At 39.4% G+C, this 20327-nt stretch carries 15 protein-coding genes; 7 read left to right on the top strand and 8 right to left on the bottom strand.

The annotated features are described in order from the left end of the window. Window positions 1–42: 42 nt before the first annotated feature. Window positions 43–1830, bottom strand: a complete 1788-nt coding sequence (locus PP2015_RS06750; protein ID WP_058029541.1) for a DUF4856 domain-containing protein — start codon at window positions 1828–1830, stop codon at window positions 43–45. A gap of 262 nt (window positions 1831–2092) precedes the next feature. Further along, entirely contained in the window at window positions 2093–3007 is a 915-nt protein-coding gene (ilvY, locus tag PP2015_RS06745) for an HTH-type transcriptional activator IlvY (RefSeq protein WP_058029540.1), read from the bottom strand. 117 nt (window positions 3008–3124) lie between these two features. Here ilvY and ilvC point away from each other — a divergent pair, with 117 nt between their 5' ends. The 4 genes from ilvC (at window position 3125) to PP2015_RS06725 (ending at window position 8840) form a co-directional block, all read left to right on the top strand. Beyond that, entirely contained in the window at window positions 3125–4594 is a 1470-nt protein-coding gene (ilvC, locus tag PP2015_RS06740) for a ketol-acid reductoisomerase (protein ID WP_058029539.1), read from the top strand. A gap of 147 nt (window positions 4595–4741) precedes the next feature. Next, window positions 4742–6655, top strand: coding sequence for a methyl-accepting chemotaxis protein (locus PP2015_RS06735; RefSeq protein ID WP_058029538.1), 1914 nt, complete (start codon window positions 4742–4744; stop codon window positions 6653–6655). A 153-nt stretch (window positions 6656–6808) separates the two neighbouring features. Next, complete coding sequence (locus PP2015_RS06730; RefSeq protein ID WP_058029537.1) at window positions 6809–7984, top strand: tetratricopeptide repeat protein; 1176 nt, start codon at window positions 6809–6811, stop codon at window positions 7982–7984. Continuing rightward, window positions 7956–8840: a M28 family peptidase gene (locus PP2015_RS06725; RefSeq protein ID WP_227009178.1), complete on the top strand. Its 885-nt coding sequence runs from the start codon at window positions 7956–7958 to the stop codon at window positions 8838–8840. Before PP2015_RS06730 ends, PP2015_RS06725 begins: the two co-directional genes overlap by 29 nt. Here PP2015_RS06725 and PP2015_RS06720 read toward each other — a convergent pair. After that, window positions 8768–9079, bottom strand: a complete 312-nt coding sequence (locus tag PP2015_RS06720; protein WP_058029536.1) for a GIY-YIG nuclease family protein — start codon at window positions 9077–9079, stop codon at window positions 8768–8770. The genes PP2015_RS06725 and PP2015_RS06720 overlap by 73 nt on opposite strands. 119 nt (window positions 9080–9198) lie before the next feature. On the opposite strand from PP2015_RS06720, the gene PP2015_RS06715 reads away from it, so the two are divergent. Beyond that, complete coding sequence (locus tag PP2015_RS06715) at window positions 9199–9558, top strand: outer membrane protein assembly factor BamE (RefSeq protein ID WP_058029535.1); 360 nt, start codon at window positions 9199–9201, stop codon at window positions 9556–9558. A gap of 245 nt (window positions 9559–9803) precedes the next feature. Here PP2015_RS06715 and PP2015_RS06710 read toward each other — a convergent pair whose 3' ends face one another. Both PP2015_RS06710 and PP2015_RS06705 read right to left on the bottom strand, forming a co-directional pair. Then, a complete protein-coding gene (locus PP2015_RS06710) occupies window positions 9804–10118 on the bottom strand; it encodes an RnfH family protein (RefSeq protein ID WP_058029534.1) in 315 nt (104 codons plus the stop codon). Then, complete coding sequence (locus tag PP2015_RS06705) at window positions 10118–10552, bottom strand: type II toxin-antitoxin system RatA family toxin (protein ID WP_058029533.1); 435 nt, start codon at window positions 10550–10552, stop codon at window positions 10118–10120. Before PP2015_RS06705 ends, PP2015_RS06710 begins: the two co-directional genes overlap by 1 nt. 140 nt (window positions 10553–10692) lie before the next feature. Between PP2015_RS06705 and smpB the strand changes: the two genes are divergently transcribed. Continuing rightward, window positions 10693–11175 carry an SsrA-binding protein SmpB gene (gene smpB / locus PP2015_RS06700; protein WP_058029532.1) on the top strand — a complete coding sequence of 161 codons (483 nt, stop codon included), beginning with the start codon at window positions 10693–10695 and terminating at the stop codon, window positions 11173–11175. Between the two features lie 65 nt (window positions 11176–11240). Beyond that, window positions 11241–15428: a DEAD/DEAH box helicase gene (locus PP2015_RS06695; RefSeq protein WP_058029531.1), complete on the top strand. Its 4188-nt coding sequence runs from the start codon at window positions 11241–11243 to the stop codon at window positions 15426–15428. A 226-nt stretch (window positions 15429–15654) separates the two neighbouring features. Here PP2015_RS06695 and PP2015_RS06690 read toward each other — a convergent pair whose 3' ends face one another. The 3 genes from PP2015_RS06690 to hrpA all read right to left on the bottom strand — a co-directional run bounded on the left by PP2015_RS06690 (window position 15655) and on the right by hrpA (window position 20310). Then, entirely contained in the window at window positions 15655–15945 is a 291-nt protein-coding gene (locus PP2015_RS06690; RefSeq protein WP_058029530.1) for a PilZ domain-containing protein, read from the bottom strand. 9 nt (window positions 15946–15954) lie between these two features. Next, on the bottom strand, window positions 15955–16338 hold the full coding sequence (locus PP2015_RS06685; RefSeq protein WP_058029529.1) for a response regulator: 384 nt from the start codon (window positions 16336–16338) through the stop codon (window positions 15955–15957). Between the two features lie 87 nt (window positions 16339–16425). Then, entirely contained in the window at window positions 16426–20310 is a 3885-nt protein-coding gene (gene hrpA / locus PP2015_RS06680; protein WP_058031567.1) for an ATP-dependent RNA helicase HrpA, read from the bottom strand. Between the last annotated feature and the right edge of the window lie 17 nt (window positions 20311–20327).

Here is a 20327-nt window from a genome sequence, read left to right as displayed (position 1 = left end):
ACCTAAATCACTAACCTTTCAATATATTGTTAGCTAAAACTATTACCAGTTTTTAGCGTTTTCTTCTGCAAAGTCATATGCGTCAGCTAGAATGTCACGTGCTTGGCGTAATTTTTCTGCGTAGGCTTCAAACTCTTCAGTTGTACCCGTTACTAATGGCTTATCACCCATTAGTGTGTGAACTTCAACGAATTTAGCCTCACCAAAATCAGCTTTTTTCGGGTTTAAATCATCTTCAGCAAATGGAGAGAATGGGCTAAACTGGAAGTTTAACGCGAAACCTTTCATCTCACCCCAATGCTTCGCGTAAGTCGCAAACTCATCAGTAGTGTATTCACCATCTTTTAAGTTTTCGATATCGCTAATAGAGTCATTAATGTAATGAACCACTGTCGCTGCAATCGCTTTTTCCCAGCCAAGAGCTGCATCGAAAACATGCTTGTTAAACTGTGCTTTCAATTCATCAGAAAAATCAGCTACATCAGTGCCGAAGTTATCTGTGATGATTTTACGGCCCGCGATGAAGTTAACCATTGCTTCAGCAGTGAAATCTGTTGTTTCCTCAGCACCACGGTCACGTTTAGCAGCATTTGATGAGTTACCCCATACAAATTCAGACGCTAGGTCAATAACACCATCGCCGTCAATATCATTTTTACCTTGGAATTCATCACGACCGCCTTTTTTAGCAATTTCGTCATCTGAGTATTCTAGGTAGTTACGTGATGCGCCAAAGTAACCGAAACCTTCATCGTATTGGTGCTCAAGCTTCGTATATAGAACGCCTTCTTTTTGCGCTACTTTGTTGTCAGACTCAAGGCCTTCACCAAGGTAATCATCAGTACCTTGAGAGAACATTAAAGCACCAAGCGTGTGTTTTTGTACAAGTTGAACAAGGTCTAAGCCATCTGGTGTGATATATGCTTTGGTAATCGCTACACCATTAGCATCTTCTAAGCTATCACCACCATTTACTTTTTCAATTTGAGCAATGAATAAGTCAAAGTAGTGTTTAACTAAACCTTCTGGTGTCTTAGCTTGAGTACCGAACTCAGTTACACCTTTGAAGTTGCCTTCAACTTCCCATTCTTTATACATTTTCGAAGCATCAGCACCAGCGATTTTACCGCTAAGCTCTTTACCTGAACTTGAAATTGCAGCAAATGTTTTTTGCTCATAACCAGATAAATCATCACCTAAATGAGTGATTGGGTTCTCAGAAACAGAATCATAATCGCCCCAAAGAGCGTCAAGCTTTGCTCTTACATCTGCTGCTACAATGTTATTTGTTTCAATGTACTCAACAGTCATTAAACCCATGTAGTGTTTAATTTCGGCTGATAATGCATGACGTGCAGTCTGACCAGTGTAAGCAACTGATGAACCTGTTCCAAGTTTAGAAGCAAACTCATAAACATTTACACCATCTACTGCTTCAACGTCAGTAACTGATAGAGTTAGTTCTTTGTCAAAAGTTAAGCCACCAGCATCTTTTACTGTTACTGTTACTTTAACTTCAGTTTCTTGCTCAAAGTTGATAGCAATTGAGTCTTTTAGCTTTAAACTACCTTCAGTAATTTCGAAGCGGTCATCAGCAACTGTAAAAGTTGCGCCTTCTGCGTTGTCATCTGTTGCGCTTAGAGTGCCAACAACAACACCTAAAGTGTCTTCAGTAATTGCTGAAGCTGAAAGAGAAATATCAGTAGGTGCTTGGTTTGTTGGAGCTGGAGTTGGATCAGGTGTGTCATTACTGCTTGAACCACCACAAGCAGTTAAACCCAATGTTGCAGCTAGGATAGAAGTAGCTAACAGAGACTTACGAAGTGTCATTGCTTTTCCCTTAATATAATAAGAAATGTTTATATTTTTAATTGTTTAAAAGTATACATGTATCTAAATAACAATCAATATTATTTACACTGCCGTAAATAGTGATTTTGTCAAAAATAAAGCTCGAAATTAAATTAAAAAAACATACTTAAACACAATAAAGCCATTGAAAATCAATGAAATAAATTAAAAAAACCTCAATAAATATCAATAAATCTTTATGAGAATCAATATCAATTACTTTATATTTATTGTGACAACATCAATTATTCTCGATGCTTTTATTAAATATTTTTTGAGCTGTTTGCCAAATTGCCAAATTCACAGGGTCTTTTAGGCGAGATGATTTAGCTATTAGCCCAATCTCAATGCCTGTTTTGTCATTATCAATTGGTAATACTCTCACCTGCTGTTTAAAAGGGCTTTGAGATAGAACAACATCTGGCACTAAAGCTATGCCAAAACCCAGACTAACAAGAGCTACAATTGCCTCATGTCCTGAAACATGTGCATATACTCTGGGTTTGAACTTTTTGAGGGTACAAAACTCATCAAGCCTTTCCTTTAAGACTCCTTGCTCTGGCACTATATAAGCCAAATCAGACCACGATAATGTTTCCTTATTCATTTGATTAATTTGATCAGACAGGGGACATTCCATTATTGGAGCTACCATTTGTAACTTTGCTTCACCCAACTTTGTATAAGCAAGACCTGTTGGTAGCTCTTTTGGTTTAACCGCAACAGCTAAATCAACTTTCTCAGCTTGAACGTGCGAAATTGATAATGCCGGATCACCTGTGTTTAAGTTTAATTCTACATCTGGGTATTGCTTTCTAAAAGCCGCAAACAATTCATAAATGTAGCTGTAACTTGCTGTAACCGAACAATACAGATCTGCTTCACCGGATAAAACTTGTTGTTCGGTCTGGCATTGCCCCTTAAAAAGTCGCCATTGATTTAAGGTTGCATTGGCATAGGCAACAAAAGCCTTGCCTTGAGAAGTTAAAGACACACTTCGGTTATCTCTAATAAATAGAGGCACACCGACTTCTTCTTCTAATTGCTTTATTTGTCGGCTCAATGTTGGCGCACTGATGAAACATAGGTTACTTGCTCGGCCAAAATGTAATGTATCAGCCAGCGCTAAAAAATATTTTAGTTGTTTATGATTCATTTTATATTTCACATATTGAAATGTAATGATTCAAATATATCATTTTACGAAACCAATGCTACCCCCTATTCTCAATCATGTATCTAGAAAAACACCTATTTTTTAAAAGGCTCTAACATGGCGAATTATTTTAATACTCTTTCACTACGTGAACAGTTAGCACAACTTGCTCAATGCGAGTTTATGGATCCAAAAGAATTTGAGAACGGCGTAACAGCTTTAGAAGGTAAAAAGCTGGTTATCGTAGGTTGTGGTGCACAGGGTTTAAATCAGGGACTTAATTTACGAGATTCGGGCTTAGATGTAAGTTATGCCTTACGTGATTCTGCGATTGCTGAGAAACGCGCATCATTTATCAATGCTTCAGAAAATGGATTCACGGTTGGCACATATGAAGAGCTAATTCCTTCTGCTGACTTAGTGCTTAATCTTACTCCAGACAAACAACATACTAGTGTAGTTGAAGCAGTTATGCCGCTGATGAAAGAAGGTTCTACATTGGCATACTCTCATGGCTTCAACATTGTAGAAGAAGGCATGCAAGTACGTAAAGACATCACGGTTATCATGGTAGCACCTAAGTGCCCTGGTACTGAAGTTCGTGAAGAATATAAACGTGGATTTGGTGTACCAACTTTAATAGCCGTTCACCCTGAAAATGACCCAGAAGGTAAAGGTCTTGAACAAGCTAAAGCCTATGCTGCAGGAACCGGTGGTCACAGAGCTGGTGTACTAAAGTCTTCGTTTATCGCTGAAGTAAAATCAGATTTAATGGGTGAACAAACTATTCTTTGCGGTATGTTACAGACTGGTTCACTACTTTGCTTCGATAAAATGGTTGAAAAAGGTGTTGATGCCAAATATGCGTCAAAGTTAATCCAGTATGGCTGGGAAGTAATTACTGAAGCCCTTAAACACGGTGGCATTACCAACATGATGGATCGCTTAAGCAACCCTGCTAAAGTGAAAGCATTCGAGCTAAGTGAACAACTAAAGCAAATCATGCGTCCACTGTACAACAAACATATGGACGATATCATCAGCGGCGAATTCTCAAGCGGCATGATGGCCGATTGGGCAGAAGACGACGCCAAACTTCTTTCATGGCGCGCAGAAACCGCTGAAACTGCATTCGAAAAACAGGAAAATACGACTGAGGAAATTTCAGAGCAAGATTTCTTTGATAAAGGTATTTTAATGGTTGCTATGGTAAAAGCCGGTGTTGAACTTGCGTTTGAAACCATGACTGCCGCAGGCATCATTGAAGAGTCAGCATATTATGAGTCGCTTCACGAGACACCGTTAATTGCAAACACTATTGCACGTAAGAAACTATTCGAAATGAATCGAACTATTTCTGATACGGCAGAATATGGTTGTTATTTATATAACCATGCATGTTTACCATTACTGCAAGATTTTATGAAAGAGATTGAAACAGATGTCATTGGTGAAGGATTAAGTTCAGATAACTTCGTTGATAACCAAGCATTAATCTCGGTAAATAGCGCAATACGCAATCATCCAGTAGAAAAAGTAGGTGAAACTTTGCGTGGATACATGTCTGCAATGAAAAAAATCGTTTAGAAACGTTTCGCTTGTTAGAAACCAAGCCCAAAAACTGCAAAGTTTTGGGCTTTTTTACTATTTGTTTACAATTTTAAATAAACTTCAATAATAGATAAGATTTCCTATGCTAGAATATTTACTTAACTCGTTATCAACATAAGTATTATGAAAGCGAATAGTTTATCCATTACAGTAAAAATCTCTCTCCTCGGTAGCTTAATTGCAGTTATTGTTGCAACTCTTATCGGGGTAATTTCTACCTATCAGGCCAAAGGCATGGTCGAAAGACGCATGTTACATTCTGAATTACCTAGTAAAGTAGAAAACATTAGTAAATCTATAGAAAAACAAATTGTGCAAATGAAAGACGCTGCAGAGCTGCTTTCAAGTAACCAATTTATACTCGCCAACGCTAACAATCATCGACAAGATGACAAATTACTTGTTGCTGAATTAAATCGAATCGCAAAACAATTCGATTTAGCAACGGCATCATGGGCAAATCGTGAAACCGCAGAGTATTGGAATCAACACGGCTTTTTACGTGTTTTAAACCATCAAGAAGACGCTTGGTTTTATGCCTTCACTCAATCGGGTGAAGCCTACTCTATTAGTATATTTAGAGAAACGACTGGTGCTGTAAACATGTTTGTGAATCATCAGCAGTTGAATGGCGTTGGATTAGCCGGCCTTGCGAAAAGTGTCAATGATATGCAGAGCATGCTTAGTCAATTTACACTTGAGCAAACCGGGTTTGTTTTTGTCGTAGATAATACCGGTGCAATTAAGTTATTTCCGGATAGCCGTTCAACTCAAGCGCAATCCTTAAAAGACTTATACGGTAATACAAACTCCAGCGCGCTTTTACAAAAAAACACTTCAAACCTCATAAATGTTACTTTAAATAGTGAAGCTCAAGTGATTGCTAGTCAGCCAATCAAAGGGACTAACCTATATGTTGTTGCTCAAGTTCCTGAGCATGAGGTTTATACCGAAATACGCAGTCTTCAATGGCAAATCGTAGCATATGCCAGCATCATTGCCATTTTTGCTTGCTTAGTCAGTTTTTTCTTAGCTCGAACATTGGCTGCCCCACTCTCTAAAATTGCTCAACTTTTTGCTAATTTAGGCAGTGGTGATGCAAAACTAAATTATCGACTTCCTGAGTCTACTCAGCCTGAACTTCAAGAATTAAGTGGTGGTTTCAATCAGTTTATTGCCAAGATTGAGCAAGCCATTAAGCAAGTGGCAAATGAAAGCCACGAAATTCGTGCTACAAGTCTTCGCCTTACAGAACAAAGCAATCGAACTTGCCATGCCCTAAATGAGCAAAAATCTCAAACATTATCTGTCGCAGCTGCCATAAATGAAATGGGGGCAACAGTTCAAGAAATTGCTGGCAATGCAAATAATTCTGCGCAATTAACTGAGTCAAGTAAAAATACAGTTAAGCACAGTGAACAAGAAATTGCCCAGTCGCAAATCACCTTAGGGCAACTTGCCGATGACATTAATAGTATGGCTGAGCAAGTTACATCTCTTGTTGAGCGTACCCGCTCAATTGCAAGTATTGTCGAGGTGATTAGAGGTATCTCAGAGCAAACAAACCTACTGGCACTCAATGCCGCAATTGAATCTGCAAGAGCTGGTGAACATGGTCGTGGTTTTGCAGTCGTTGCTGATGAAGTTCGTGCTTTAGCGAGCCGAACTTCTCAATCAACAGATGAAATCCATAGTACGATTAATGACCTTACTTTTGCTGCGGAAAATATCGTATCACAGATCACACAATCAAGAAGCCAAGCTGAGCAAAGTGTGATGAGTATGCAAAACTCAGTTGATCTACTGAAAGATGTTAGCGAAACATCAAACCAAATCAATGATATGACTACTCTTATCGCTGCTGCTACTGAGGAGCAAAGTAATGTTGTTGCTGAAGTTGGACTAAACATTGAACAGATCAGCGCAGCCAGTGATAATGTTGTCGATGAAACACAAGCGATTTCGCAAGCAATTGAAGCCCTTGCCGAGTCAGCGAAAACACTCGATGGTTTAGTTGTGAGCTTCGATAGTAAATAAAAAATTATTTACTTTGATTTACTTAAAAGAGCAGCCTTATCGCTGCTTTTTTCTTAAGTACTATTTCGGAAAAATAATTTGTAACGAATAAAAATACAACACCCCTAATTCTTAATCTAAGATTAAAGAATGACTAGCTGTAAGGGGTTATGTATGAAAATCATTTCATCAACACTATTAGCATTGCTGCTATCACTCAACTTAGTAGGATGTCAGAGCACCCAATCTAACACGCCGAGTATTAATTACGCATTACTAAACACGCCTGAATTTGAGCAAAAAGAAATCGTTTCCCAAGACGAGGTCTTTGCTCTGAACGAAGACATTAAAACGCAACTTGATCAATATATAAAAGACAAAGCATCTCCAATACGTCAAGCAAAGCAACTGCTCAATTTTTTAATGGATAATGGAGATAGCACACTAGCCTATCAAAGCGGCGCTAATCTAGTTGCATCTGACGCTTTTTATAATCTCAATGCAAATTGTCTTTCTCTTTCAATCTTGGCGCATAGCCTCGCAGAACATCTCGGTCTTTCAACACAATTCCAACGCGTACATATTCCAGAGTACTGGGATCAAAGCCAAGGTTATAGCCTGCTAACTGGCCATGTTAATCTTGTTATTAAGCAATCCCACCAAAGAAATGAAGCAAACAAAATATTCCTCTTAGAACCAACTTCGATCACAGTAGATTTTGATCCCAATAGCAGAGAGCAAAAATTTAAAACGAGCAAAATCAGTAAAGATAGGATCACCGCTATGTTTTATAACAACCGCGGTGCAATGCATATGATCAGAGCTGAATATGACTTAGCTTATAGCTATTTTAAAGGTGCGATTGAACTCGACTCTGCTTATTCAGGTGCTTGGGGAAATCTAGGTATTTTATATCGTATTAATAATATGTATGACCTTGCAGAAAGAACTTACCAGCACGCTTTAGCGGTAGACCCAAATAACAACACAGCTTTGGGCAATACGGCTCTTTTATACCGTTTAACTAATCGAGATAAATTGGCTCAAGAAATAGAAACTAAATTGGAATACAAGCGAAAAAATAATCCTTTCTATTTAATAGTAAAAGGTAATGAAGCCATCGCTAAAAATGAGCTAAACAAAGCACTACACTTTTTTAATGAAGCGAGGAAACTTGATAATGATCTTCATGACAGCTATTTTGGCTTAGCTAAAGTCTATTACTACAAAGGAAATCTTGCTCGTGCAGAACGTTATCTCAAACTGGCGCTTAAAAATGCCGAGTTCACTCATGATAAACGACGTTATGAAGGTAAGTTGGTTGCTTTTAAGTATTTGGCTAGTCGCTAACGCCAATGCAGCCAGCGCATCGGCACGTTTATATGAGGATATGAGTATTTTAACAAGCCAAGAGCATCAAGGAAGAGAAGCTGGTAACCCAACTCCAAACCTAACAGCTCAATTTTTATATGAGCGTTTTCAGAATTTAGGTATTGAGGTTAATTATCAAAGCTTTGAATTTAAAATTGGTTTTTTTAGCAAAAAGCTAGGGCACAACGTCATCGCGACGTTACCCTGCACTGTCGACCAGTGTGGTAAAAAGCTCATCATCACAGCTCATTATGACCACCTTGGTGGGCAAGGGAATAGCTTTTATGCTGGCGCCAATGATAATGCAACAGGAACGGCTGCACTATTGGCGATAGCTGAAGCCTTAAAAGAGCAAACTCGGTTTGGTGACGTAATATTTTTAGCCACAGATGCGGAAGAAAAAGGACTCTATGGTGCTAAGCATTATGTGAGTAAGGCCGACACAAAAAGTTATGCCTTAAATATTAACTTAGACATGTTAGCCATCAATAACAAAAACACTTTATACGCCCTCCACGATAAAAGAGCAAAAAAGTTTATAAAGCAATTTAAACAACAAGATAAGTCATTCAAAGTATTTTCTACTTCGTCTCAGTTTAGATTGCACAAAAAGCTTAATGACAATCGTATCAACTGGCATAAAGCCAGTGATCATTACGCGTTTAGTTTAAAGAAAATACCGTATATCTACCTTGGTATGGGAATAGATGATAAACACCATACTAAAAAAGATACATTAGACAATATGAACTTTGAAAAGTATCAATCTGTGGTTGAATCTATCAGTGACTTTATCGTCTCATTAGCGCAAGTACCATTAGAATCAACGAATTGAATTTTTTGCGCTTTGTTTAGCTTTTTAAGGTGCCACTCTAACTTAGCAGCAGTACTTTTATCACCGACTGCTTTACTATAAACCAATTTAATGGGCGCTTTCCCTTTTAGGTTTTTTGCGCCTTTACCAGCATTATGTGCTTCAACTCGTGCTGTAACGTTGTTAGTGATCCCTGTATACCAGTGCCCTAACCTACTTTCGACGATGTAGACTGACCAAACCTTTATCTCTTGGGCCAAATTTTTTACCTATTAAGAAACTTTTTTAACTTCATACCGTCAAAGTGTATCAAGAAACTTTACCTTCTGTACGCAATCGGTATGATGCAAACAATAAAAGAATAAGGATCAAAAATTAAATGCTAGTAAAAAAATCCCTCACTGTTTGGCTAAGTGCAGTAGTTATGACTGTTATGTTGTCTGGCTGTTCAAGTTGGGTATATCGAATTAGTATTCCACAAGGCAACTTCTTAGAACAAAGTGACGTAGATAAGCTACGCGTTCAGATGACCCAAGAGCAGGTGCTTTATGTTTTGGGAAGTCCAGTTGCAAAAGATGCTTTTTCAGATGACAGCTGGCACTATAGCTACACACTAAATATTGGGCGTGATTCTGAGCATAGGAAATCTTTAGTCGTTTATTTCGAGAATGGCCTCCTTGCGCGAATTAGTGGTGATTTTGAAGAGCCAGAAGAGTTTAATATTCCACTAGAGCAATAATCGATTTTTAAAATTGATTTTATAAATGAAAAAAGGGCTTAAGCCCTTTTTTTGATACTTTAAGAATATTGAGGATAAGTATTAATACCAATCCTCTTAATTAAGTGATCTATTTTGAGGCAAGGAAAGCTTGTCGATAACGAGGCGAAAATTTTGCTATTTAGTTGTTCTAAATGAGAAATTTTTAACGTGGTTAGCGGCAGCTTTAATCCCTTAAAATGATTAAGTATTAGTGAGGATTGGTATTACGCTCTACCACCCGTTATTTTATTGGCACGACCTTCTTCTTTCGCTTTTTCGGCTCTTTGCCTCCTTGCCGCTTTAGGGTCGGCAATTAAAGGACGATAAATTTCAATTCTATCACCCTCTTTCACCACTTGATGATTTTTGACGGTTCGATTCCAAATACCGAGCGACAGGTTTGACAAGTCAATTGTAGGACACTTGTCAGCAATGCCTGATTGTAAAACCACTTGTTCAGCAGTTGATCCTTCAGCAACATCAACAGACAGTGAGGTTGCAGTATCTGGTAATGCAAAAACAACTTCAACCTTGATCATTATCTCACTCCATACACGGTTTTTGCGCGTTGCGTAAACGCAACAACCATGTTCTTGGCGACTTCGTTAAACACTTTGCCGAATGCCATTTCAATTAGTTTACTAGCAAACTCAAACTCTAGTTTTAAAGACACTTTACAAGCTTGATCATCAAGCGCTGTGAACTCCCAATAACCATTCAGTGACTTAAAAGGGCCATCGACCAGTTTCATCTCAACTTTGTTACCTGCTAAACGATTATTTGTCGTAAACCACTTTTTAAGACCCGCCTTAGATATTTCTAAACTGGCGGTCATAGAGGACTCATCTTCAGAAATAATTTTTGCGTTGGAACAATTTGGTAAAAATGCAGGGTACGCATTTACATCATTGACTAAGTCAAACATTTCTTGGCTGCTGTACATCACCAGCGCACTTTTTTCAATTTGCGGCATAGCTACTCCACTTGCTTTGACGCGATTTTAGCAAGCTTTTTAATAATTATCTTGTTTACAAAGCATGAGTGGGTAAAAATAAGTAACAAAGCTAAAAAAGCCCTGTTTAATCAGATCATTTGTAGGTAGACTACGCCATTATGGCAAAGAAAAAATCACCAAAAGCAAACAGCAATACCATCGCGCTAAACAAAAAGGCGCGACACGAGTATTTTTTACACGATAAGTTCGAAGCAGGTATTGAACTACAAGGCTGGGAAGTTAAAAGTATCCGAGCAGGTAAAGTAAATATCTCTGATACTTATATTCATCTTAAAGACGGCGAAGCATTTTTACTTGGTGCTCAGATCCAACCATTAAACAGTGCATCAACTCACGTTATTTGTGATCCAATGCGATATCGTAAACTGCTTCTCAAGAAGCGTGAACTAGATAGATTGATTGGTGCAACTGAGCGCGATGGCTTTTCACTTATTGCAACAGCAATGTATTGGAAAAAGTGCTGGGTTAAATTGGAGTTCCATTTAGCCAAAGGTAAGAAAATGCACGATAAACGCGCTGACATCAAAGACAAAGACTGGTCACGCGATAAAGAGCGCTTGATGAAGCATAAAGCCAGATAAACAATTTTAACTTTTCTAAACCCCAGCATGCTGGGGTTTATTATTTAAAACGACACCAAACCCACATGCTTATTTCAGAACATACCGCACAACAACAAAGCCTATTGTTTCAACTATACGAAACACTCAATATTGAACAACAAAAGCTTTTGCTGGTATTGGCCGTCGTTTATAAGCCTTTGAGTCGCGGACATATCAATCAACTTTGCAGAAAGTTAAGTAACCAAACTCAGATTGATTGGCCTGCTAACTTATTGCGATTGAGCAACCCTGATATTGAAGTGTTAGCGCAAAGCGGACTATTCAGCGCAAAAGACGATATTCATAAGGTCAATCCGCTTCTCGCAAATAAATTAACAGAACTCAGCATTAAGCAAGGGAGTTTTTTACCCATTCTAAAGCTCGCTGAAGACGTTGTGCCCGTTTTACAGCTATACGATTGGGAGAAAACTTTCCAAGATGAGCAAAGGCTAGCTCGCGACTATTTCTATCTCAAAGAATTTAAGAGCCTAGAAAAACATCTCCTCCTAGATAAAAACCCGCAAATCATTGACCACAAACGAAACCAAATTCTGCTTGAATGTTGCTTTATGCCTTTCAACGAATCGTCTTTTGCAGAACTTCCTGAAACCATTCAGTATCAAGCATTTGCGACTTGGTTAGAGTTAAGAAAGCAAAAAGGCGCATCGCTCAGCTACCCACTTAATTTACTAAAAAATGTGCTCCAACATTGTAAATTCTTGCCACTCAAATTGCTCTATAGCGAGCATTTAGTGCTCCAAGGTGAATTTGAACAAGCTGAAGCCTTATTAGAGGGCGAAGCAAAGTCGGTGTATCACAGACAACTACTTGCCACTATTGGTTTATTCAAAGGAAGTGTGAATGTATCAGTCGACGAATTCGAACAAGCCATCAAACTTAAAAATAAGCTCTACGGAAAAAAGTCAGACTACTTATTTGGTGTGTTTGGGTTGTTCCAAAAGTTTGCGCTGCTATTACAAGGTGCCGACGATCAGCCGTGTAAACTGACAAAACTCATCGAGTTGTGCAAACAGCAAAAACATAATAAGCACTCAGACTCATTCGACAAACTTATCGCTTCTATATTTGTTGAGTTGACTCAGGCTATTCAAAAGGCCGAACCAGCTTATTTACATGACCTAATAAACAACATTAAACACTCGGCGTTTTCAGAGAATATCGTGGCTTTGCTCACCCTATTTGCTCAGCACTGGACTGCTAAAACTACAAATTTAAATAAAGAACAAATCAATACGCTCGTGAGCAATTTTGAGCTAGGCGAGCTGACTCTATTTGCTAATCTTGCTCGTCAGTTACGCCATGAATCGACACCACTTTCAATTAACTTTACGCAAAGCGTTAAAGCCAAGCCAAGATGGGATAGAGCTTTATCGCAACTGAAAGCGCTTACTAATCTATCTCAACTCGATACTGCCCAATCAAATAACGGTGAGCGGTTAATTTGGGAATTACATTTTGCAGATGAACACTCCTATTTCACCGCACGAATACAAACTAGGTCGGCTCAGGGGTGGAGTAAAGGAAAACCAATTTCAGCCAAGCGACTAGTAGAATCATCAAGTTCATTAAATTGTTTAACTGTAAAAGACAAAACCATCATTCAAGCTATTGAAAAACTAGCTTTTGAAGATTACCGAGGGACAGACACTCAGTATCAGTTAACTGGCCTTAAAGCCCTCAGGGCACTCATAGGCGCACCGAACATCTATCTCAACGATGACTTTACGATGTCAATTAGTGTTTCTGAGCACTCCCCTGCTGTGCTCATCGATAAGCATCAACAAGAGATCCATGTTTCAATCAGTCATTTACCCAAATCATTAGAATGCGAAGCCCCAGTTTTCTCTTTTTATCAAATGCAGTCTGATGAATATGGCTTTAGCACCTTTGAAAGCGAGCATTTAAAAGTAGCTCGCATTATCCGCGAAGAAGGGCTTGTTCTGCCTATTTCAGCCGAAGAAGAGCTGTTGCAAAGTGTGCAAGCCATAGCGCCTTTGATTGATATTCAAAGTAGTTTAGACAATAAATCAGTAGCAGATAGCCAAACATCAACCACCAAACCAACCACTGCGAATAATAAACTTGTCATCAATATCCAACCCTATCAAGAGGGTTTAGTATTTACATGTATCGTGATGCCTTTAGGTGAAGAAGGCCCTGCTTTTAAACCGGCTATCGGCGCAAAGCATATCTCTGCATTAATAAAGCATGAGCGGCTAACCACATCTCGAGACTTAGCGTTTGAACAGGAGTTACTGGAGCGCTTAGACGTACTCTGCCCCGCCTTTCAGACGATGGCAGATAACCAGCTTAAAGTTTCAGAACCTCAAGATGCGTATGAAGTGTTATTAAAACTTGAAGACATCAGTAAACAAGAGCAGGCTTCCTTACCTTTATTACTACGATGGCCGAAAGGTAAAACCCTTTCTTTATCACCAGAGCTACAAACGCAGCATTTACAACTTGCAATGTATCGTCAAAATGAATGGTTTAATTTACAAGGTGAGCTTCAACTAGATGATGACAAAGTAATTGCCGTTAAGCATTTACTGCAATTAGCCGAACAAAGTAGTAGCCGCTTTATCAAGCTAGAGTCTGATCAAGTCTTGTGCTTATCAGAGCAATTAAAAGCCCGACTCGATACCATCAATATGGCTAGTGAGAACGGACAGTTTCATCCACTTGCAGGCAAAGTGATCAATGAAGCTATGTCTGGTATGCGCATGAAAACGTTGCATAGCTGGGAACAGCAAACCCAGCGTATGTTTGAAGCTGAAAAGTTGCAACCTAAGCTTTCACCTTATTTAAATGCTGATTTACGACACTATCAAATTGAGGGCTTTAAGTGGGCGATGAAGTTAGCCCATTGGGGTGCAGGCGCATGTTTGGCGGATGACATGGGCTTAGGTAAAACATTGCAAGCGCTAGCTGTGATCCAAGCTCGTGCATCTCAGGGGCCTACGCTGATCATTGCGCCCACTTCAGTCTGTTTTAACTGGCAACAAGAAGCAAAGAAATTTACACCCACTTTGAATGTTTTCAACTTTGCGGACAACCCCACGGCTGAATTTGTTGAAGCGCTCACTGGCAATGAATGTTTGATTATCAGTTATGCCATGTTACAACGCCATATTGATGTACTTAAACCCGTTACCTGGCAAACTGTTGTAGCTGATGAAGCACAAGCACTTAAAAACCCATTATCGCAAAGAGCACAAGCTGCTTGCGCTTTAAAAGCCGATTTTAGAATGATTACCACAGGTACGCCGCTTGAAAACAATTTAAGTGAACTGTGGAGCTTATTCAGATTTGTAAACCCCGGGTTATTAGGCAACTTAAAAACCTTTAACCGCCGTTTCGCTCAACCTATAGAGCAAAGTGACGAAGACCCAATAAAGGGCAAAAAAGCCGCCTTTGGTTTAAAAACCCTGCTTAAGCCTTTTATTCTTAGACGACTAAAATCTGAGGTGTTAACTGAGCTGCCAGCACGCACACATATAGATATTCATGTGCCACTCAATGAGCAAGAAAGACATTTATATGAAGCAATAAGAGTCAATGCCGTCGAGAAACTGGCAGCAATTCAAAAAGAGCAAAGTATCGCAACACAGCGCATGCAGATTTTTGCTGAACTAACAAAGCTAAGGCAGGCATGTAGTAACCCCTCTTTGGTATCACCAGATACCGACATAGAAAGTTCAAAGTTGAAACAACTGACTCTGTTGCTAGGTGAACTTAGAGAAAATAAACACAAAGCTCTGATATTCAGTCAATTCATTGGTAGCTTACAAGCGGTAAAAGCGCTATTAGAAGCACAGCAAATCCCTTTTCACTATATTGATGGTGCAACACCTTCAGAGCTACGCAAGCAAAGTGTTAATGCGTTCCAACGTGGTGAAGGTGAAATATTCTTAATAAGTTTGAAAGCCGGCGGCTCAGGGTTAAACCTCACCGCAGCTGATTATGTTATCCATCTTGATCCCTGGTGGAACCCCGCGGTTGAGGCTCAGGCTTCTGATCGCGCACACCGCATTGGACAGACAAAGCCTGTCACGGTTTATCGCTTAGTTGCAGAGCAAACTATTGAAGAGAAAATCCTCGCCCTGCATGAACATAAAAAAGAACTCGCGGATAAGTTACTTGATGAGGGGAATGCAATAGATGCACTAAGTGTGCAAGAATTACTCGGTTTGTTAAAAGAAACGTTTTAATACCAATCCTCTTTATTAACTAATCTATTTTGAGGAAAGGAAAACTCATCGATAGTAAGACGGAAATTTTGCTATTTAGTTATTCTCAAAAAGAGATTTCAACGACGTTAACGTCAGTTTTAGTCCCTAAAAGTGATTAAGTATTATTGAGGATTGGTATAAATAGGACTGGTGATTGAGTGCTTAATAGCAACTCTCAACCACCTGAATCAAATAAAGATTATTCTTAATTGAATTGAACGATTTCAACACCCAATACGTATTCGCCTTGTTCATCTTGTGTACAGCGTACGACTTTTGTGTGGGCGTTCAAAGGTGGAATACTGGCACTGCTTGAATTGATATGAATATCAAGTAATGTGTCGACTTCTAGTGGTTGTTCAATTGCAATGGAAAGACCTGTCGCACTCAAATCCAAGCACTTACCAACCAGAGTGAGTTGTTGTTCTAAAACTGAAATTTTTGCTTCAGCATTGACCATCATACGCATAAAGCGGCGTTTATCTTCGTGCAACATAGAGTACTCCTAAACCATTGATTTTAGTTTTTCTAATAATTGTTGCATTGAAAAAGGTTTCACGACGTACGCATCACACCCAGCTTCAAATCCAGCTTGTTGTTCTTGCTCAGACTCAAGGCCTGACAGCATGACTATTGGAATGTCTTTTGTTTCTGGCGTATTTTTCAACAACCGACAAGTATCATAACCATCAAGACCAGGCATACAAACATCTAGTAAAATAGCGTCAGGTGGATTCGCGATAGCCGATGACAAACATGACTTACCCGAGTCAGCATAACTGAGCTCAAAGTTACTCGATAGCGCTGAGGTGAGCATTTCAAAATTAAAATATTCATCATCAACAACCAGCACATGAGGTGCTGGTTTAGCTTTTGCTTGAGTTGTCATTGGCAATGCTACTTCCTTTTCAATACTCAATTTAGTTCCTCTTATTAAGGTAATTGGCTTAGCTCAAATTGCAAGGCAAATTCACAATTAATCGCACTCTTTAAGTGCATTAAGAACACGCTTAGCTGAAATTGCGTAAGGTGTTCCTAATGTTTGAGCAAACAAAGACACTCTTAGTTCCTGTTGCATCCAAAAAATATTTTCAAGTTCCTTTGGTACTGGTAATCCTTTTGGAATTTTAGCCAATTTTTTCTGGTATTCTTGAGCAACTTTATCTAACTCTAATGTACACAACCTGTCCCGATTAGGATCAACAGGTAGCTTTTCTAAACGACGTTCAATGGCTTTCATATAACGCAGTAAATCATTGAGTTTCTCAGCCCCGTGTTTGCTCACAAACCCTCTGAATATCAAAGACTCTAACTGTGACTTGATGTCACCATGAGCGGTGATCATGGTTAAGTCAACTTTGCCTTTCATACGCTTATTTATAGCATGCGCAACACTTAACACTTGTTCTACCTGAGTGGCAATTTCAACAACCGCGTCACCTAACTCACCACGAATAAATTCTTTAACCTGCTCAAACGCTTGCTCGTCTCGTATATCACCCTGTTTTTGTAACAAGGCATCTACACCAGAAGCAATACAGTCATCAATCAAATCTTGTATTTTACCAAATGGGTTAAAGTACAAGCCAAGCTTGGCCTTATTTGGTAAATGCTGCTGCAAGTATTTAATTGGTGACGGTACATTTAATAGCACCAACCTTCTTAACCCTTGCTGATGCGCTGCTTGTGCTTTTAATTCATTATCGAATAATTCAATCGCAGCACTAGACTTTTTGTCCACTAGTGCAGGGAATGCTTTGATTTCATAGTTACCCTGTTTCTTAGTGTACTCTTTTGGTAACTCGCCAAACTCCCATTGTGTAAGATCGCTTTGCTCAATGCCCTGCTCTGCCACTTTAGACAATGTACTTGTTACTTGACCTTGTAATTGTGCTTTTAATTTCAGCAAATCTTTGCCGTGAGCTAAGACCTTATTTTTCTCATCAACGACTTCAAATTGCATCACTAAATGCGTATCTAACATGCTGGTGTCCCATTGCTCTTCGGCAACACGGACTCCCGTCATTTTCAGTAGACGATTGCTAAGTGCATCAATTAAACGCCCTTGCATCGGCTCAACACTCGCTAAAACTGCATCTGCATAATTTGGTGCAGGAACAAAATTTCTTCTTAAGGTTTTCGGCAAGCTTTTAATGAGACCACATATGAGTTCGTGTCTCAGAGCTGGAATATGCCAGTCGAACCCTTCATCTTGAACTTGGTTAAGCAGTGCCAAAGGAATATTAACCGTAACACCGTCAACAGGTTGTCCCGGTTCAAAATGATAGCTCAAAGGTAGAATTAAATTACCTTGTTGCCACGTATCAGGATAATCAAACTCAGTGATCTGCTCCGCCCCATGCTGCATCAAATAGTCACGAGACATATGAAGGTAACGCTTATCTTTTTGCTTTTGCTTTTTCCACCAATGGTTAAACGCAGCCCGGTTATTCACATCTTGTGGAATTTTTTCATCGTAGAATTCAAACAAAGTAATTTCGTCTACTAAGATATCTCTACGACGGGCTTTTTTCTCAAGCGTGTGGATTTCATCAATTAAATCTTGGTTATATTTCAAGAAGCCTTCTTGTTGACCAAGTTGATCTGCAATCAGCGCTTCTTTAATGAATAACTCGCGACTGACCACCGGGTCAATTTGACTATATACAGTACGCTTCTTGGAGACGATAATCATGCCATATAGACTTTGCTGCTCGTAAGCAATCACACAACCTGGTTTTTTCTCCCAGTGAGGTTCACTGAAACTACGCTTCACTAAATGCTGTGCAATCAATGGCACCCAAGCCACATCAATTTTCGCGTTCATGCGGGCATATAGCTTGCTGGTTTCAACTAACTCTGCTGACATCAACCACTTTGGCGACTTTTTGAAAAGGCTAGAACCTGGGAAAATATGAAATTGGCTATTACGCGCCCCTTTATAGACCTGCTTTTCATCTTTAAAACCAATATGACTCAACATACCGCTGAGCAAGGCTTGATGAATATTATCTACTTCGGCTTGATTATCAGTAAGCTTCATACCCATTTCTTGGCAGACTGTGGTCAACTGATAAACAATATCTTGCCATTCACGAATACGCATATAGGCTAAGAACTCTTTCTGACAGAGCTTTCTAAATTGGCTACGGCTTAACTCTTCTTGTTGTTGTTCTAAGTAATACCATAAATTCAAGAATGCTAAGAAATCAGAATCAGGATGCGCAAAGCGCTCATGCTTTTCATCTGACGCGCCTTTTTTATCTTGCGGGCGCTCTCTTGGATCTTGAATGGATAAGGCAGCAACTATAACGATGACTTCACGCAATGCGCCCAGCTTTTCAGCAGACAACACCATTTTCGCCAAGCGAGGATCTATCGGTAAGCGACTTAAAGCACGACCAGATTGAGTAAGCTTGGTTTGCTGTCTTCTTTTAGAAGGATGAACCGCTTCGAGCTCTTCAAGTAGGGCAATACCGTCATTGATATTTCGGCTATCAGGTGCCTGTACAAACGGAAACTCACTGATATCGCCAAGCCCTAAGCCAAGCATTTGCAAGATAACCGATGCTAAGTTTGTACGAAGGATCTCAGGATCTGTAAACTCAGGGCGACCTAAAAAGTCTTCTTCTGAATACAGACGAATACAAATACCTGAAGCCACACGACCACAGCGACCTTTACGCTGGTTAGCACTGGCTTGAGAGATGGCCTCTATGGGTAAACGCTGCACTTTTGTTCGATAGCTGTAACGACTAATACGCGCAGTACCTGGATCAATCACATAACGAATACCGGGTACAGTCAGTGATGTTTCAGCTACGTTGGTAGATAAGACAATGCGTCGATGGCTGTGAGGGGCAAAAATACGATTTTGCTCCGCATTTGAGAGTCTGGCATATAACGGTAAGACTTCTACGCCCTTTAAATTTCGCTTACCTAGCGCATCAGCGGTATCTCTTATCTCTCTTTCACCATTCATGAAAATAAGAATGTCACCCGGACCTTCAGAACATAACTCATCAACCGCATCAAAAATACCTTGCAATTGGTCGTTTTCTGCTTCGCTTTCATTGCCTGCTAAATCAAGTGTGGGTCTATATCTGACTTCAACTGGGTAGGTTCTTCCTGATACTTCAATAATAGGCGCGTTATTGAAGTGCTTAGAGAAACGTTCAGGATCAATGGTTGCAGATGTGATGATGATTTTTAGATCAGGACGCTTAGGTAAAAGGTTTTTTAAATAACCTAAAATGAAATCAATGTTAAGGCTTCTTTCGTGGGCTTCATCGATAATAATCGTATCATACTGATTCAAAAAACGATCGTTTTGAATTTCCGCCAACAAAATACCATCGGTCATAAGTTTAACGTACGATTTGTCACCAACCTGATCGCTAAATCGAATTTTAAAACCAACCTCTTCACCTAAATCACAATTCAGTTCTTCGGCAATACGATTCGCTACGCTTCTTGCTGCTAATCGACGAGGCTGAGTATGACCAATATAGCCGTCAACACCACGACCTAACTCTAAACAAATTTTAGGTAATTGTGTGGTTTTACCCGAGCCAGTTTCACCGGCCACAATCACAACTTGATTTTCAGCGATGGCTTTTTTTATTTCGTCTTTTTTCTGGCTAACAGGAAGTTGCTCGGGATAATCTACTTTTGGTAGGTTTTCTAAGCGAGTAGCACGCAACGACTGACTGGCCTCAATATCTTTCTTAATTGAAGCAATAACTTTGGTTTGTTTATTCTCGTCATTTATTTTTTTAACACCATGCAGGCGTTTTTTAAAAATAAACTGATCTTTCTTAAGGCAAGTTTTTAGCTCAGTAAATAGCGGTCCTACACTCACTTCCACGACACTCTTTT

The sequence above is a fragment of the Pseudoalteromonas phenolica genome (assembly GCF_001444405.1).
Classification (GTDB): domain Bacteria; phylum Pseudomonadota; class Gammaproteobacteria; order Enterobacterales; family Alteromonadaceae; genus Pseudoalteromonas; species Pseudoalteromonas phenolica.
The sequence above is the reverse complement of the archived record's forward strand: the minus strand, read 5'-3'. Positions and strand labels throughout refer to the sequence as shown.

Bases quoted from the DNA above. Each gene is read 5' to 3' on its own strand.
- PP2015_RS06750 (WP_058029541.1), bottom strand. From the start codon at position 1,830: ATGACACTTCGTAAGTCTCTGTTAGCTACTTCTATCCTAGCTGCAACA.
- ilvY (WP_058029540.1), bottom strand. From the start codon at position 3,007: ATGAATCATAAACAACTAAAATATTTTTTAGCGCTGGCTGATACATTA.
- ilvC (WP_058029539.1), top strand. From the start codon at position 3,125: ATGGCGAATTATTTTAATACTCTTTCACTACGTGAACAGTTAGCACAA.
- PP2015_RS06735 (WP_058029538.1), top strand. From the start codon at position 4,742: ATGAAAGCGAATAGTTTATCCATTACAGTAAAAATCTCTCTCCTCGGT.
- PP2015_RS06730 (WP_058029537.1), top strand. From the start codon at position 6,809: ATGAAAATCATTTCATCAACACTATTAGCATTGCTGCTATCACTCAAC.
- PP2015_RS06715 (WP_058029535.1), top strand. From the start codon at position 9,199: ATGCTAGTAAAAAAATCCCTCACTGTTTGGCTAAGTGCAGTAGTTATG.
- PP2015_RS06710 (WP_058029534.1), bottom strand. From the start codon at position 10,118: ATGATCAAGGTTGAAGTTGTTTTTGCATTACCAGATACTGCAACCTCA.
- PP2015_RS06705 (WP_058029533.1), bottom strand. From the start codon at position 10,552: ATGCCGCAAATTGAAAAAAGTGCGCTGGTGATGTACAGCAGCCAAGAA.
- smpB (WP_058029532.1), top strand. From the start codon at position 10,693: ATGGCAAAGAAAAAATCACCAAAAGCAAACAGCAATACCATCGCGCTA.
- PP2015_RS06695 (WP_058029531.1), top strand. From the start codon at position 11,241: ATGCTTATTTCAGAACATACCGCACAACAACAAAGCCTATTGTTTCAA.
- PP2015_RS06690 (WP_058029530.1), bottom strand. From the start codon at position 15,945: ATGTTGCACGAAGATAAACGCCGCTTTATGCGTATGATGGTCAATGCT.
- PP2015_RS06685 (WP_058029529.1), bottom strand. From the start codon at position 16,338: ATGACAACTCAAGCAAAAGCTAAACCAGCACCTCATGTGCTGGTTGTT.